General features: G+C 64.4%; 15 protein-coding genes. 4 read left to right on the plus strand and 11 right to left on the minus strand.

The window, feature by feature from the left end:
• Positions 1-44: 44 nt before the first annotated feature.
• On the minus strand, positions 45-632 hold the full coding sequence (locus tag PSAL_RS09990) for an outer membrane protein (protein ID WP_231388481.1): 588 nt from the start codon (positions 630-632) through the stop codon (positions 45-47).
• Positions 633-954: 322 nt separating this feature from the next.
• On the opposite strand from PSAL_RS09990, the gene argB reads away from it, so the two are divergent.
• From argB to PSAL_RS10005, 3 genes are read left to right on the plus strand one after another with little or no spacing between them, the layout of a single operon-like run.
• A complete protein-coding gene (gene argB / locus PSAL_RS09995; RefSeq protein WP_119837896.1) occupies positions 955-1,821 on the plus strand; it encodes an acetylglutamate kinase in 867 nt (288 codons plus the stop codon).
• A complete protein-coding gene (locus tag PSAL_RS10000; RefSeq protein WP_119837897.1) occupies positions 1,811-2,476 on the plus strand; it encodes a ferredoxin in 666 nt (221 codons plus the stop codon). The genes argB and PSAL_RS10000 overlap by 11 nt, the downstream gene beginning before the upstream one ends.
• On the plus strand, positions 2,476-2,988 hold the full coding sequence (locus tag PSAL_RS10005) for a SixA phosphatase family protein (protein WP_119837898.1): 513 nt from the start codon (positions 2,476-2,478) through the stop codon (positions 2,986-2,988). Before PSAL_RS10000 ends, PSAL_RS10005 begins: the two co-directional genes overlap by 1 nt.
• 51 nt (positions 2,989-3,039) lie before the next feature.
• Here PSAL_RS10005 and PSAL_RS10010 read toward each other — a convergent pair whose 3' ends face one another.
• The 8 genes from PSAL_RS10010 to crcB form a co-directional block, all read right to left on the minus strand.
• Positions 3,040-3,837, minus strand: coding sequence for an amino acid ABC transporter ATP-binding protein (locus PSAL_RS10010; RefSeq protein ID WP_119837899.1), 798 nt, complete (start codon positions 3,835-3,837; stop codon positions 3,040-3,042).
• 14 nt (positions 3,838-3,851) lie between these two features.
• Entirely contained in the window at positions 3,852-5,168 is a 1,317-nt protein-coding gene (locus tag PSAL_RS10015; protein ID WP_119837900.1) for an amino acid ABC transporter permease, read from the minus strand.
• A 1-nt stretch (position 5,169) separates the two neighbouring features.
• Positions 5,170-6,426 carry an amino acid ABC transporter permease gene (locus tag PSAL_RS10020; protein WP_119837901.1) on the minus strand — a complete coding sequence of 419 codons (1,257 nt, stop codon included), beginning with the start codon at positions 6,424-6,426 and terminating at the stop codon, positions 5,170-5,172.
• Between the two features lie 123 nt (positions 6,427-6,549).
• Positions 6,550-7,569 (minus strand): amino acid ABC transporter substrate-binding protein, encoded by a 1,020-nt coding sequence (locus PSAL_RS10025; RefSeq protein WP_119837902.1) that lies wholly within the window; start codon positions 7,567-7,569, stop codon positions 6,550-6,552.
• Positions 7,570-7,839: 270 nt separating this feature from the next.
• Positions 7,840-8,550 (minus strand): ATP12 family chaperone protein, encoded by a 711-nt coding sequence (locus tag PSAL_RS10030; protein ID WP_119837903.1) that lies wholly within the window; start codon positions 8,548-8,550, stop codon positions 7,840-7,842.
• A complete protein-coding gene (locus PSAL_RS10035) occupies positions 8,547-9,239 on the minus strand; it encodes an HAD-IA family hydrolase (RefSeq protein WP_119837904.1) in 693 nt (230 codons plus the stop codon). The genes PSAL_RS10030 and PSAL_RS10035 overlap by 4 nt, the downstream gene beginning before the upstream one ends.
• Positions 9,236-10,291, minus strand: a complete 1,056-nt coding sequence (locus PSAL_RS10040; protein WP_119837905.1) for an RluA family pseudouridine synthase — start codon at positions 10,289-10,291, stop codon at positions 9,236-9,238. The genes PSAL_RS10035 and PSAL_RS10040 overlap by 4 nt, the downstream gene beginning before the upstream one ends.
• On the minus strand, positions 10,288-10,671 hold the full coding sequence (gene crcB, locus PSAL_RS10045) for a fluoride efflux transporter CrcB (RefSeq protein ID WP_119837906.1): 384 nt from the start codon (positions 10,669-10,671) through the stop codon (positions 10,288-10,290). Before crcB ends, PSAL_RS10040 begins: the two co-directional genes overlap by 4 nt.
• Positions 10,672-11,006: 335 nt before the next feature.
• On the opposite strand from crcB, the gene PSAL_RS10050 reads away from it, so the two are divergent.
• The gene (locus PSAL_RS10050) at positions 11,007-12,230 is read left to right on the plus strand and encodes a replication-associated recombination protein A (RefSeq protein WP_231388482.1); all 1,224 of its coding nucleotides are present in this window, start codon (positions 11,007-11,009) and stop codon (positions 12,228-12,230) included.
• 22 nt (positions 12,231-12,252) lie between these two features.
• On the opposite strand, the gene PSAL_RS10055 is transcribed toward PSAL_RS10050, so the two are convergent.
• Complete coding sequence (locus tag PSAL_RS10055) at positions 12,253-13,662, minus strand: trypsin-like peptidase domain-containing protein (RefSeq protein WP_119839490.1); 1,410 nt, start codon at positions 13,660-13,662, stop codon at positions 12,253-12,255.
• Positions 13,663-13,808: 146 nt separating this feature from the next.
• Positions 13,809-14,219: a 50S ribosomal protein L17 gene (gene rplQ, locus PSAL_RS10060; RefSeq protein ID WP_119839487.1), complete on the minus strand. Its 411-nt coding sequence runs from the start codon at positions 14,217-14,219 to the stop codon at positions 13,809-13,811.
• Positions 14,220-14,372: the final 153 nt, after the last annotated feature.

Genomic DNA, 14,372 nt, shown 5'->3' on the forward strand with positions numbered 1-14,372 from the left:
GCCCGGACCGTTGCCGGTCCGGGCCCCGCTTCCAGATGGGGAGATCAGAAGCGGTAGTTCACACGTGCGGACACGGTGTTGGCGCTGTAGTCGGAGCCGGTGCCGTTGAAGTCGGAGATCTCGTCATAGAGATATTCGCCGGCGACGCTGACGGTGTCCGTCACCATGTATTCAACGCCTGCACCAAGGGTGTAACCGGTATCGGAACCCAGGTTGCTGTCGGCATTCACTGCACCGACAACACCGTAGATCAGGGCCGGGCCAGCGTCATAGCCAGCGCGCAGCTTGGCGCGTGTTGCGGAATCAAGGTCGACACCGCCGGTCGAATCGAAATCATTGGCTTGGTACTCAAGCTCGCCACCAAGAACGAAGTTGCCGAAGTCGTGGTCGTAACCACCCTGGATACCGTAGACCATGCCGTCGTTGGATGCGGAGCCGGCGTCGTAGTCGCCGTAGCCGAGGTTCAGACCGATGTAGCCACCCGTCCAGTCGTTACCGGTGTAGGCCGGGACGATGGGGGCCGGAGCCACGACGATCGGCTCGGCGGGAGCGGGGTCCATGGAACCGGCAAATGCGGGAACGGCCATGGCGCAGGTTGCCGCGGTGGCGGCGAGAATCTTGGTGCGAAGCATTGTAGTCTCCTTCGTTATGTTAGGGCTGCTCGCCCCTCTCAACGGGTTGGCCCGTTGCTGGTTTAACGCGGGTTCATTCGCGTTCCGTCGCATAAACCTCGCGAAAGAGGGGAAGTTCCATGGGCCTCGTGGCCTTCCCCGGGGCATCGGCCAGATCAAGCCGGAGGCGGGGCCGAATCTGGGCGACGATCTGCCGGGCATTGAAATGCTTCGCCCCGACCGCTTGAGCACCCCTTGAATTCGACCTGAGCAAACCAGATGGCGGCCTTGGCAGCGCCAACCGCAGCGCGTATCAAGTTGCCGAACGACCGGAGCCCCGCAGATGAAGAAGCAGACCGCCATGAACCAAGACTGGATCGCCACCGCCCGCACCCTGTCCGAGGCCCTGCCCTATCTGCAGCGCTACGAAGGGGCCATCGTGGTGGTCAAATTCGGTGGAAACGCCATGGGAGACCGCGAAGCGATGCAAAGCTTCGCCCGTGACATCGTCCTGATGCGCCAGGTCGGCGTGAATCCGGTGATCGTCCATGGCGGCGGTCCGATGATTAACGAAATGCTACAGAAGCTCGACGTCGAGAGCCATTTCGTGAACGGCAAGCGGGTCACCGACGAACGCACCATGGAAGTGGTCGAGATGGTCTTGTCCGGTCAGGTGAACAAGCGAATCGTCCAGGCGATCAATGAACAGGGCGGCAAGGGGGTCGGCCTGTCGGGCAAGGACGCCAACCTGATGATCTGCCGTCAGGACAATCCCGAGCTCGGCCTTGTCGGCACTCCGGACGAAATGGATACGACGATCCTGCATTCGATGTTCCGCAGTGACATCATCCCGGTCATCGCCCCCATCGGCATGGGCCGCAACGGCGAGACCTTCAACGTGAACGGCGACACGGCCGCCGGTGCCGTCGCCGCTGCGCTGCGCGCCGATCGCCTGCTGCTGCTGACCGACGTGGCCGGCGTGAAGAACGCCGAAGGCGAGGTCGTGACCGCCCTGACCGCCGCGCAGATCCGCGAAATGACCACCGATGGCACCATCGCAGGCGGCATGATCCCCAAGACCGAAACCGCCCTTGCCGCCATCGAAGGTGGCGTGCGGGCCGTCGTCATCCTGGATGGCCGCGCCTCCAACGCTGTCCTGCTGGAGCTGTTCACGGAACATGGGGCCGGCTCGATGATCCGTGCCGACTAGGCCGGATTTCGCGACCCTCGAAGCCGCGGCGCAGGCCCGGCACCTGACGATCCTTTGCGCGCTCGACCGGGCGGCCTGCGCGTCCTCGGGCGGGCTCGATGCCCGGACGGGGACGCTTCTGCTGCTGTCCCCGGTCGAGCCGGGTTTCTTTATCGCCTTCGAAGCTTCCAAAGAGTTTTGCGACGGCCTTCCCGATCCCCTCGACCGCTATACGCAGCGCATTGTCGAGCCGTTCGCCGCCGAGTTCGGGGGGACGGCCTATTACCCGAACGACCCCACTCGCCCCTTTCTGAGCTGGGCACTGGGAAGCGGTTTCGCTCATAGCTCCCCGGTCGGGATGTTGGTGCGCGAGGACAGCGGCCTCTGGCTGTCGTTCCGCGCCGCGCTCGGTCTTCCGCATGCGCTCGACCTGCCCACCCCGAGCCCCGCGCCCTGCCCCAGCTGCGCAAGACCCTGCCTCACGGCCTGCCCTGTCGGGGCGCTGACAGCGGATGGTTACGACGCGGCGCTTTGCAAGGATTGGCTGCGTCGTCCCGAAGGGACCGACTGCCTGACCCGCGGCTGCGCCCTGCGCCGCAGCTGCCCGGCCGGACAGGATGTGCCACGCCTCCACCGGCAATCGGAATTCCACATGCGCGCTTTTCTGGAGGCCTGATGCCACGATTGATCCTGATGCGGCACGCGAAGTCCAGCTGGGGCGACCCGACGCTGGATGATCACGACCGGGTGCTGAACCCGCGCGGGCGTCGCGCAGCCAAGGCGCTTGGCCTGTGGTTGCGCGACCGGGGCTACCTGCCGGATGTGGCGCTGGTGTCCAGTGCTGCGCGGACGCAGGAAACCTTTGACCGGCTGGGCCTTGGTCCTTCGGTCGTGCATCGCTGCCTGCCGCAGCTTTACCACGCCGGCCCCGCCCGCCTGATGCAGGGGCTGCGCAGCGGCTCCGGCGCGACCCTGCTGCTGGTAGCGCATAACCCCGGTATCGCCGAATTCGCGGAACGCATCCTGACGGACGCCCCCGCCCATCCCCGCTTTGCCGACTACCCGACCGGCGCCACGCTGGTCGCGGATTTCCCGGCCCCCGACTGGGCAAGCGTCGACTTCGGCGGGGCCATCCCTGTCGATTTCATTGTGCCGCGCGATCTGACCGACGAGAGCAGCGCCATGTAAAAACGGCGCGGAAGACCCGCGCCGTTTCAATCCATGCCTGTCCGAGGCGGCCTAGTGGCCCAGGATCTGGCTGAGGAACAGTTTCGTACGCTCGGACCGCGGGTTGTTGAAGAACTCCTCGGGCTCGTTCTGTTCGACGATCTGGCCCTGGTCCATGAAGATCACGCGATTGGCGACCTGACGGGCAAAGCCCATCTCGTGCGTCACGCAGATCATGGTCATGCCCTCCTGCGCCAGCTCGATCATGGTGTCGAGCACCTCCTTGATCATCTCCGGATCCAGCGCCGAGGTCGGTTCGTCGAACAGCATGATCCGCGGCTTCATGCAAAGCGACCGCGCGATGGCGACCCGCTGCTGCTGACCGCCCGAAAGCTGGCCGGGAAACTTGTTCGCCTGCTCGGGGATCTTCACCTTTTCAAGGAAGTGCATCGCCGTCTCGATGGCTTCCTTCTTGGGTGTCTTGCGCACCCAGATCGGCGCCAGCGTGCAGTTCTCCAGGATCGTCAGGTGCGGGAACAGGTTGAAGTGCTGGAAGCACATGCCGACCTCGGACCGGATCTTGTCGATGTTCTTCAGGTCCGAGGTCAGCTCGGTCCCGTCGACGATGATCTTGCCTTGCTGATGTTCCTCCAGCCGGTTGATGCAGCGGATCATCGTCGATTTCCCGGACCCCGAAGGCCCCGCGATGACGATCCGTTCGCCCCGGTTCACGGTCAGGTTGATGTCGCGCAGCACGTGGAAGGTGCCGTACCACTTGTTCATGTTCGAAATCTCGATGGCCACTTCATCAGAGACCTTCATGGCCGTGGGATCGACAGCGGGCGCGGTTTGGAAAGCGGTGTCAGTCATTGGTCAGACCCTTTCTAGCGGTGCCCGGTCTGCAGCTTGCGCTCCAGATACATCGAGTAGCGGGACATGGAGAAACAGAAGAGGAAGAAGACGACACCGATGAACAGGAACAGTTCCCAGTAGATGCCGTTCCAGTCGGTGTCGGCGCGGATCGCGGTGGCCAGACCCAGCGGATCGAGAAGACCGATGATCGAGACCAGCGTGGTATCCTTGAACACCCCGATGAAGGTCGAGACGATGCCGGGAATCGAGATCTTCAGCGCCTGGGGCATGATGATCAGCCGCTGTGCCTGCCAGTAGTCGAGGCCAAGCGAATCGGCGCCCTCGTACTGACCCTTCGGCAGTGCGGCCAGACCGCCCCGGATCACTTCGGCCATGTAGGCCGAGGCAAAGAGGGTGGTCATGATCATCACCCGCAGGATGATGTCGAAATTGGTGCCCGGCGGCAGGAAGATGTTCAGAAGGACCGAGGCCACGAACAGCAGCGTGATCAGCGGCACGCCGCGAATGAACTCGATGAAGCCGACGCAGAGCCATTTGACCAGCGGCAGATCCGACCGGCGACCAAGCGCCAGGACGATGCCGATGGGCAGCGAACAGGCAATGGCCACGACCCCGATGGTCACCGACAGCATGAAGCCCCCGAATTGCCGCGAGGCCACGGGTTCCAGCGCCAGCGGCAGGACAGAGGCCAGCCCATTGGCAATCGGCCCGGTCAGGTAGAGCCACCAGATGATGGTGCCGAAGGCGGCGATGATCACCGCGAACCCATCGGGCACCGCGCGCAGCGCCAACTTGTAGACCCCGTAGCCGACCGCGAAACCGGCCAGCGTCACGACCGAGACCCAGACCGTGCCGCCCCAAAGCAGCCAGGGAAGGATGAACGGATAGATGACCGAGAAGATCATCACCCGCGACGGCACCAGGTGCGCGAACAGCACCGGCCCAAGGGCCACCAGCAGAAGCAGCAGCGCCAGGATCGGCCGCCAGTAAAGCTCGCTCGGGTAGAAGCCGAACATCAGCTGTTGCCAGCGATCCCGGATGACCCCCCAACAGGCGCCTTCGTGATGCCGCGCGATCCCGACAAAGATCTCTCGGCATTCGCTTAGCGAATCGGCGTGCCAGGTCGGCGCGATGAACCAGGGCAGCAACCGCTGCAGCAGGAAAGCGACAAACAGGATCGACAGGATCGTCAGCAACGTGTTCGCCCAGCCCGAGAACAGGTTGGTCTTTGCCCAGCCGACAGGCCCGACGGTCGATGATGGTGGCTCTTCCTGCGGCAACATCGTGTCGCGGACGAAAAGCACCGTATCTGCATGCGTATTGCTCATCTCAACGCTCCACCAGTTTGACGCGATTGTTGTAGAGGTTCATCACGCTCGAAATACTCAGGCTGATGGCGAGGTAGACCAGCATGCCCAGCAGAACCGTCTCGAGCTCGCGCCCGGTCTGGTTCAGGGTGATGCCCATCAGGGTCCCGGTGATGTCCATGTAGCCCACGGCAATGGCCAGCGACGAGTTCTTGGTCAGGTTCAGGTATTGCGAGATCAGCGGCGGGATGATGACCCGCAGCGCCTGGGGCAGGATGACCAGCGACATGATCCGGTTGGACCGCAGGCCAAGCGCCGCGGCGGCTTCGCTCTGGCCGCTGGAAATGGCCAGGATGCCGGCGCGCACGATTTCCGCGATGAAGGCGGCAGTATAAAGCGACAGCGCCAGCCAGAGCGCGATCAGCGAATTGCGCATATGGGTGCCGCCGGCGAAGTTGAAGCCCTTGAGCTCGGGATAGCCGAAATGGAAGCCGAGAAGGCCCAGCAGGACGATCACCGGCAGCAGAAGGACGCCGGTGCGGATATGCCAGGTGCGGGGCCGGATGCCGGTCGCTTCCTGGGTGGCATCGGCCTTCTTGCCGATCCGGCGGGAGACGAAGATCGAACCGCCCAGCACCAGAAGGATCGCGATCAGGTCGAGACTGATGTCGAAGGCGCCAAAGACGCTGATATCGCCAAGGCCCCGCGCGAACAGCGGTTCAGGCACGTAAACGCCCCGGTTGGTGATCGCGACACTGTCGAACAGTTTCATGGTCGAAGCGGGATCATCGCCGCGGAAGGCACTTGGCGCCGGCAGGCTTTCGATCAGGATCGCCATGCACAGAACGATCCACATCAGGACCGGGACGTTGCGGAACATCTCGACATAGACCGTCATCAGGCGGGCGATCAGCCAGTTGCCCGACAGGCGCAGGACGCCGACGATCACGCCGACGATCGTGGCCGTGATACAGCCCAGCACCGCGACAAGCAGCGTGTTCAGCAGCCCGACAAAGGCGGCGCGCAAGTGGCTGGATTGAGAGGAATAGTCGATAAGGCGCTGGTTGATGTCATACCCGGCCGGCTCGAACATGAAGCCGAAGGAAGGCTCCTTGCCGAGATCCGCGAGGTTCTGGATCGTGTTGTTCGCCAACCAGCCCACAAGGGTCAGGAAGGCGATCAGCGCAATGATCTGGAAGGTGATCGCGCGATACCGCGTGTCGTAGACAAGCATGGATAGCTTGAAAGACTCCGCCGGCGGATCGGAAAGCGTTGTCATGGTCTGATGTTCCCCGTGATCCGGCCCATTCTGTGGGTGCGTCTGCGCGCGGCGGGCCGGTCATTCTGGCCCATGGGCCGTATTGAAAGAGGGCGCGGAAATCTCCGCGCCCTCTTCTGCATCTTAGCGGAAGGGCGGCGTGTAGAGCAGCCCACCGTCGGTGTATTGCGCGTTCAGACCACGCGCGAGACCGATCGGGGTGTTCTCACCGATGTTCTTCTCGAAGATCTCACCGTAGTTGCCGCCGGCGGTGATCGCCATCAGCGCCCAGTCGTTGCCCAGGCCAAGCATCTCGCCCAGGCTACCTTCGGTGCCCAGCAGACGGTTGATCTCGGGGTTGTCGGTGGCAGCGGATGCCATGTCCTTGGCGTTGGCCGAGGTCACGCCAAGTTCTTCGGCAGCGACGAGAGCGTTCAGCGTCCAGGTGACGATGTCACCCCATTCGTCGTCGCCATGGCGGACGAGCGGGCCGAGCGGCTCTTTCGAGATGATCTCCGGCAGGATGATGAAATCGCCGGGGGTCTCGAAGGTGGCACGCGTCGCGGCCAGACCGGAAGCATCCGTCGTGTAGACGTCACAGGCGGAAGCAAGGAATTGCTGCTGCGCTTCGGCGTTGGTTTCGATCGGAACCGGCTCGTAGCTCATGTTGTTCACACGGAAGAAGTCCGCGAGGTTGAGCTCGGTCGTGGTGCCGGTCTGGATGCAGACGGTCGCGCCATCAAGTTCCTTGGCCGAGCTGACGCCCAGTGCCTTGGGGACCATGAAGCCCTGACCATCGTAGTAGTTGACGCCGGTGAAGGTGAACTTCAGGTCGACATCGCGCGAGAAGGTCCAGGTGGTGTTCCGGGCCAGCATGTCGACTTCGCCCGAAGCGAGCGCGGTGAAGCGGGTTTTGCCGGTGGTCGGCACGAACTCGACAGCGGTCGGGTCGCCAAGAACGGCAGCGGCCACGGCGCGGCACAGGCTTACATCGAAGCCGGACCATTCGCCGTTGTCGTCGGGGGCTGCAAAGCCCACGAGACCGGTGGAGACGCCGCAATTCAGGGTGCCGCGTGCCTTTACGTCATCCAGAGTGGCTGCACCGGCAGCGCCGGCGGCCAGACCTGCAACGGTCAACGCGCCAAGAAATACGGTTGTTTTCATGTTTACCTCTTCCTGATTGTCCGTCTTTGGAGTCAGACGGTTCTCTGGCCCCTTGGGACCGAGGACGATACTCGCCAAGGGTACTCCCCCTCAACAATGCCTAAACTGTGGGCTTAATCATCGCATCGGGTCAAGTAGATCATAACGAAAACTGAATGATCACGCTCGCGGAACGGGTGGAATCAAGGCCGAAAACACGGCCGGACTGTCCCGTTCCGCGGCCCGCTTCGGGCCGGAAAAATCCCTGGCGGGCAGGAAACTGAGGCAAATTCAGCCGTGAACGAGGTCCAGAAACTCTTTCGCATGGAGAAAAGCGACTTTTTTGCCGTCGGCAACGGCTTTCGCTTCGTCATCCAGGCCCCATTGCTCGGCCTGCCAGTCCTCATCGACGCGGGACATGTCCCATATTTCTGGCGTGGCGGCAGCGTCCAAAAATGCGGCAAAACCCAGCACCAGCGACCCCGAGAGGCTAACGAGATCGTGGAAGGCGGCCAGTTCGAAGGGCGAAAGTGCGGCGACCTGCGCCGACAGCCGCGACAGGGCCTGCGGATCCTGAGAATCGTGAATCACGCCCTGACGCGGTTCCAGTCGTGCATCCAGCCGGGTCGCGGCCCAATCCAGCATCGGATCCCAGACGGCGGCCTGTCTTTCGACCAGTTCGACCGGGCTTGTGGCGCGATAGCAGACAAGGTCGCTGTCGCCATAATCGGCCAGCAATTGCGCAACTTCGCCGTGCTGGGTCGCCACCTTGTCGATGGCGGAATTGGCCGTCCGCATGAAGGGCATCGAGGTGGGATCGATGGCGTCTTCCTGCGCTTGCCATTCGGCGGCGATGCGGTCGGCCAGCGCCCGGCTGGGCAGGGCCAGCGCGGCCTTGGCCGGGGTCTTGACCGGGCGGCCGTCAAGCTGAACGGAAAAGCCTTGGGGCGTTTCCACGACATCGGCGGCTTTCCAGAACCGGCGGGCTTTCCATTCGCTCATGCGGCAGTTTCCTTCGTCAGGCGGTCGATTTCGGCCAGCAGGGTCGCGGGGGTGCCGGCCTGCCCGGCCGCATGCGCCAGCGCGCCGGTCGGATGATAGCCCCAGTCGACGGCAATCGCAGCGACACCAGCAGCATGGGCCATGTCGATATCAAAGGTCGTGTCACCGATCATCACCGCGCGCTCTGCTGCGACGCCGGTTTCCGCCAGCGCGGTCAGGATCATCGAGGGATGCGGTTTCGACGGGTGATCGTCAGCCACCTGGATGGTCTGGAAGACGCCGGTCAGCCCGTGGTTTTCCAGCAGCGCGACCAGGCCACGACGGGATTTTCCGGTGGCGATGCCCAGAAGGGTGCCGGGCTGTGCCGCCAGGGTTTCAACCAGCTCGCGCATTCCGGCATATAGCGGCGAATGTGACGCCCCAGCCGTGACCCGGCGCTGCATGTAGGCGACCTTGTAGCCTTCGACCAGACGGACGCAGGTCGCGGCATCGACCTCCGGCGCAAGGTGCGGCATGGCAACGTCCAGCGACAGGCCGACGATGCCCAGAATCGCGTCCCGCGCCGGCGGCGTCAGCCCTTCGCCGTCAAAGGCATCGACCATCGAGCCGATGATGTCGCCCTGGCTGTCCGACAGGGTCCCATCCACGTCGAAGATGACCAGGCGGGGCAATGCGGCGGTATCGTTCAAAGAGGCTCGTCCATGTCGAAGGGATCCTTGCGCACGTCCTTTTCGGACCACTGGAAATGATCCCAGCTGCGCTTCATGTGGTCGGGCAGTGGCGCTTCCAGTTCCAGCGGCTTTCCAGTGATCGGATGCGGCAGGCGCAACAGGCGGGCATGCAGGTGCAGCTTGCGGCTGATGTCGCCGCCCAGCTGGGCGCCCCAGCCGTCGCCCAGGTTTTCCTGACCCGAACCGCCGTACTTGCCGTCCCCGATGATCGGATGCCCGATCTCGGCCATATGGGCGCGCAGCTGGTGGGTCCGCCCGGTCACGGGCACCAGTGCGACCCAGGTCGCCCGCTGGCCCAGCCGGAACAGGTTGGCGTAGTCGGTCACGGCGCGCTTGGCACCGGGGGTCTTGTCGACCTCGCGCGGGTGCACGCAGATCATCTTTTCGCCCTCGCCGCCCGAGCCATGGCCCGGCGCCTTCACCAGGCCGAAGGAAATCGTGCCCATGTAGGGCACCGGCACACCGGCGACGAGCGCCCAGTAGATCTTGCGCGTATCCCGGTGGCGGAAGGCCTCGGTCAGCTTCTGCGCCGCCAGACGGTGACGCGCCAGCAGCAGCAGGCCCGAGGTGTCCTTGTCCAGCCGGTGCACCAGCCGGGGCTTTTCATCCAGCCCGAACTTCAGCGCCTCGGCCAGCCCGTCGACGTGGCGCGTGGTCTGCTTGGACCCGCCCTGAACGGCCAGGCCGGCGGGCTTGTTCAACGCGATGATGTCATCGTCCTTGTAGAGCACGCAGGACTGGATCATCCGCTCGTCTTCGTAGCTGATCCTGGACTCGCGCGGGGCGAAGGCGCTTTCGTCCACGGCGGGAACCGGCGGGATGCGCAGTTCCTGCCCCGGCTCGAGGCGGTGGTTGGATTTCACCCGCCCGCCGTTCACCCGGATCTCGCCCTTGCGGCACATCTTTTCGATGCGTCCCTGCGTCAGATGCGGGAAACTGCGCCGCATCCAGCGGTCCAGCCGCATCTCTGCATCCCCGTCAGGGATGGTAACCGTCTGCACACCGCTCATGCGATAAGCCCCCGCATTGCATATGTCCCTGCCACGATGGCCGCGAGGGAGATCACCACGTTGATGCCGACATAAAGCGCGGCAAGCGCGGGCTGGCCGCGTTCGTAAAGGGTGAAGGCCTCAAGCGAGAAGGACGAAAAGGTCGTGAAGCCCCCAAGGATCCCCGTCGCAAGGAAGGGGTTCAGATGGGACCAGCCCCGGTCACCGACGATGACCACAAGGCAGCCCATCAGGAAGGAGCCGAAAATATTGACGAAGATCACGCCAAGCGGCAGCGGCGCACCCGGCCCCACCAGGCGCAGGATCACCACGCCCGACAGGTAGCGCAGCGACGCCCCGATGGCACCGCCCGCAGCAACTTGAAGAACCGTTGTAAACATGGCGCGTCTGTCGCCCGCCACGGGCAAGGAGTCAAGCGGCACAAGGGTCTGGCGACGCAGCGCAATCGGGCCGGGCGCCCCGGCGGGCCTGAGTGTGCGGGCGATGGGCGGCCCTGCGCACCACACGGGCAGGTTGTCGCGCGCCCCTGATCCGGCAAGCGAAGGCGCAATTGGTCCCGCAAGCTGCGGGAAGCGATTTCCAATACCGCTTCGGCACCCTAGATTGGCCCCATGACAGATCTCTTCGGCGACACCCCCCAAGCCCCTGCCCGCCCGGCCCCCGAGGCCGCGGACCGCCCCTTGCCGACCGGCTGCGCCCGGCGCTGCTGGACGAGGTGATCGGGCAGGACCACATCCTGTCTGCCGACGCGCCCCTGGGGCGGATGCTTGCGGCGGACAAGCTGTCTTCGCTGATCCTCTGGGGGCCGCCCGGGGTGGGCAAGACCACCATCGCGCGGCTGCTGGCCGACGCCTCGGACCGGCATTTCGTGCAGATCAGCGCGATCTTTTCGGGCGTGCCGGAACTGCGCAAGGTCTTCGATGCCGCCAAGACCCGGCAACGCACCGGTCAGGGCACCCTGCTTTTCGTCGATGAGATCCACCGCTTCAACAAGGCCCAGCAGGACGGGTTCCTGCCCCACATGGAAGACGGCACCATCGTGCTGGTCGGCGCGACAACGGAAAACCCGTCGTTCGAACTGAACCGCGCGCTGCTGTCCCGCGCCCAGGTTCTGGTGCTGCATCGCCTCGACGCGGGCGCGCTGGCCGAGCTGCTGGATCGGGCCGAGGCCGCCACGGGCCGCCCCCTGCCCCTGACCGAAGACGCCCGCGCCGCGCTTGTGGCCATGGCGGATGGCGACGGGCGGGCGATGCTGAACCTCGTGGAACAGGTCGCCTCGATCGACGTCAGCACGCCGCTGGATGCCAAGGGGCTGGCCGGGCGGCTGCAACGGCGCGCGGCGCAATACGACAAGAATGGCGACGAGCATTACAACCTGATCTCGGCGCTGCACAAATCCATTCGCGGGTCCGACCCCGATGCCGCGCTGTACTGGTTCGGGCGGATGCTGGAGGGCGGCGAAGACCCGCGGTATCTGGCCCGTCGTCTGGTGCGCATGGCGGTCGAGGATATCGGCCTTGCCGATCCCCAGGCCCAAAGCCACGCCCTGCATGCCTGGGAAATCTACGAACGCATCGGCTCGCCCGAAGGCGAGCTGGCCCTTGCGCAATCGGTGATCTACCTCGCACTGGCACCGAAATCCAACGCCGGCTACGTCGGCTACAAGCAGGCCCGCGCGGCGGCGAAACAGACCGGATCGGCCCCGCCGCCGCATCACATCCTGAACGCCCCGACCACGCTGATGAAGGAACAGGGCTACGGCGCCGGCTATGCCTATGACCATGACGCCGAAGACGGGTTTTCCGGGCAGGATTACTTTCCCGAAGGCACCGGGCGGCTGTCCTTCTACGATCCGCCCGACCGGGGTTTTGAACGCGAGATGCGCAAGCGGCTCGACTGGTTCGACAAGCTGCGCGAAAAGCGGCGCAGCGGGGCCTGACCCCAGCCGCCGCCACCCGGCCTTACAGGCGGAAGCGCATGGTCACCTTGCGCCCGCCACGCAGCACGTCCAGCTGCAGGGACCGCGAGGCGCGCGACAGCGCCTTGTCCGCATCGCGCGAGGTCTCTGTTTCATCGCCATTGACCGCCAGCAGCACGTCCCCCGGTCGCAACCCGGCCCGCTGCCCCACCTGCCCCGGTTCCTGTACCATGGCGCCGGTGGTCGTCAGAGGCAGCTGATATTCCGCGATGACGGCCGGGTTCACGGTGACCAGCGTCATGCCGGGGATCGGCCCCTTGTCGGTGGTTTCGACAGGATCGCGTGCCGGTTCCTCGGGGGCCGTGGTCATGGGCACCGCAATCGTGCTGCGCTCGCCGTCGCGCAGACGCTCGATCTGCGCCTTGCCACCCATGCCCTTGACGGACATGCGGAAAACCATCTCGGCCGGGCTCGAGATCGGGTTGCCATCCACAGCCAGGATCACGTCCCCCGGTGTGAACCCAGCCGCCGCAAAGGGGCTGTCCTCGTGCAGCGCATCGATCACGATGCCTTCGGGATGATCGAGGCCAAGCGCCCCGGCCATGTCGGTATCCACGCCATGCCCGGTCATCCCGGCCCAGGGGTGCCGAAAGACCGCCGCCCCGTCGCGTGCCTGCGCCACGAATTGTTCGATAAGCGCGGCGGGAATCGCAAAGCCAATGCCGTTCGATCCGCCCGAGCGCGACAGGATCGAGGTATTGACCCCGATCAGATCGCCCTTCACGTCGATCAGGGCGCCCCCCGAATTGCCCGGATTGATCGGCGCATCGGTCTGGATGAAATAGCCCCGTTCGCTGCCCGCCGCCGCGCCGGACCGCGCGAGGCCGGACACGATGCCGGAACTCACCGTCTGTCCGACCCCGAAGGGGTTGCCGATGGCCAGCACCAACTCACCGACTTCGACATCGTCGCTGTCGCGCAGGGCGAGGTAGGGCAGATCATGGGCATCTTCCAGCTTCAGGATTGCCAGGTCCGCCGCGGCGTCCGCCAGCAGCACCTCGGCGTTGAATTCGCGCCGGTCGTTCAGCACGATGCTGATCTCATCCGCCTCACCGACGACGTGGTAATTGGACACCACGATCCCGTCGTCCGACAGGATCACCCCGGAGCCAAGCGAGTTCTGCACCTGCGGCCGCGCCTGACCGAGGTTGCCAAAGAATTGGGAAAAGAACGGGTCATTGGCAAAGGGGCTCTGGCGGCTCGGCACGATGGTCTTGGCAAAGATATTGACCACTGCCGGGGCGGCCTTTTTCACCAGCGGCGCGAAGCTGAGCGAGATTTCCGCCTGACTTTCCGGGACGCGGTCCTGCGCCAGGGTGGGCGACAGGCCACCAAAGGCGGTCAGCAGGGCAATCAGGGATGCGGTCAGAACGGGGCGGTGAAACGTTTGCATCTTGGGCCTTTCCCGGAACATGGACATGCCGCCTGCATGGCCGAAGCGGCAGGCGCAAAGCACTCCCATAGACCGGAAAAAGCAAGACCCCCGGCCTTTGAAAAGGCCGGGGGTCCCGGTAACCAGCGGTCAAACCGACGTGAAGCTTACGCTTCGACGGCTTCCAGACGGGCCTTGTCGGCTGCGCCCTTGGCGTCCAGATCGCGGTCGACGAATTCGATGATGGCCATCGGCGCCATGTCACCATAGCGGAAGCCCGCTTTCATGATACGGACATAGCCGCCCTGACGATCCGCATAGCGCGGGCCGAGGACTTCGAAAAGCTTGATGACCAGGGCGTCCTGCTTCAGCTTGGAAGCGGCCTGACGGCGGGCGTGCAGATCGCCACGCTTTGCCAGCGTGATCATCTTTTCGATGATCGGGCGCAGTTCCTTCGCCTTGGGCAGGGTGGTCTTGATTTGCTCATGTTCGATGAGCGAGCCGGCCATGTTCGAGAAGAGCGCCTTGCGGTGCTCATGGGTACGATTCAGGCGGCGGTAGCCTCGTGCGTGACGCATGTGTCTTACTCCGAATTGCCCTCTACGGGCTGTTTTGCTTTGTCCGGCAGCCCTGCGTAGGAACTGCTCTCCTTGGGGCGGAATGCCCAGTCGATGAGCGGGGCTGATAGCCCCGAATTGCGCGCCGGTAAAGGGGTTTTACCGGATGCCTTG

It is taken from the genome of Pseudooceanicola algae, assembly GCF_003590145.2.
In the GTDB taxonomy this organism is placed as follows: Bacteria; Pseudomonadota; Alphaproteobacteria; order Rhodobacterales; family Rhodobacteraceae; genus Pseudooceanicola; species Pseudooceanicola algae.

Excerpts from the sequence above, each read along its gene's own strand:
- rplQ (WP_119839487.1), bottom strand. The coding sequence starts at position 14,219 with ATGCGTCACGCACGAGGCTACCGCCGCCTGAATCGTACCCATGAGCAC.
- PSAL_RS10020 (WP_119837901.1), bottom strand. The coding sequence starts at position 6,426 with ATGACAACGCTTTCCGATCCGCCGGCGGAGTCTTTCAAGCTATCCATG.
- PSAL_RS10040 (WP_119837905.1), bottom strand. The coding sequence starts at position 10,291 with ATGAGCGGTGTGCAGACGGTTACCATCCCTGACGGGGATGCAGAGATG.
- crcB (WP_119837906.1), bottom strand. The coding sequence starts at position 10,671 with ATGTTTACAACGGTTCTTCAAGTTGCTGCGGGCGGTGCCATCGGGGCG.
- PSAL_RS10005 (WP_119837898.1), top strand. The coding sequence starts at position 2,476 with ATGCCACGATTGATCCTGATGCGGCACGCGAAGTCCAGCTGGGGCGAC.
- PSAL_RS09990 (WP_231388481.1), bottom strand. The coding sequence starts at position 632 with ATGCTTCGCACCAAGATTCTCGCCGCCACCGCGGCAACCTGCGCCATG.
- argB (WP_119837896.1), top strand. The coding sequence starts at position 955 with ATGAAGAAGCAGACCGCCATGAACCAAGACTGGATCGCCACCGCCCGC.
- PSAL_RS10030 (WP_119837903.1), bottom strand. The coding sequence starts at position 8,550 with ATGAGCGAATGGAAAGCCCGCCGGTTCTGGAAAGCCGCCGATGTCGTG.
- PSAL_RS10015 (WP_119837900.1), bottom strand. The coding sequence starts at position 5,168 with ATGAGCAATACGCATGCAGATACGGTGCTTTTCGTCCGCGACACGATG.
- PSAL_RS10025 (WP_119837902.1), bottom strand. The coding sequence starts at position 7,569 with ATGAAAACAACCGTATTTCTTGGCGCGTTGACCGTTGCAGGTCTGGCC.
- PSAL_RS10055 (WP_119839490.1), bottom strand. The coding sequence starts at position 13,662 with ATGCAAACGTTTCACCGCCCCGTTCTGACCGCATCCCTGATTGCCCTG.
- PSAL_RS10010 (WP_119837899.1), bottom strand. The coding sequence starts at position 3,837 with ATGACTGACACCGCTTTCCAAACCGCGCCCGCTGTCGATCCCACGGCC.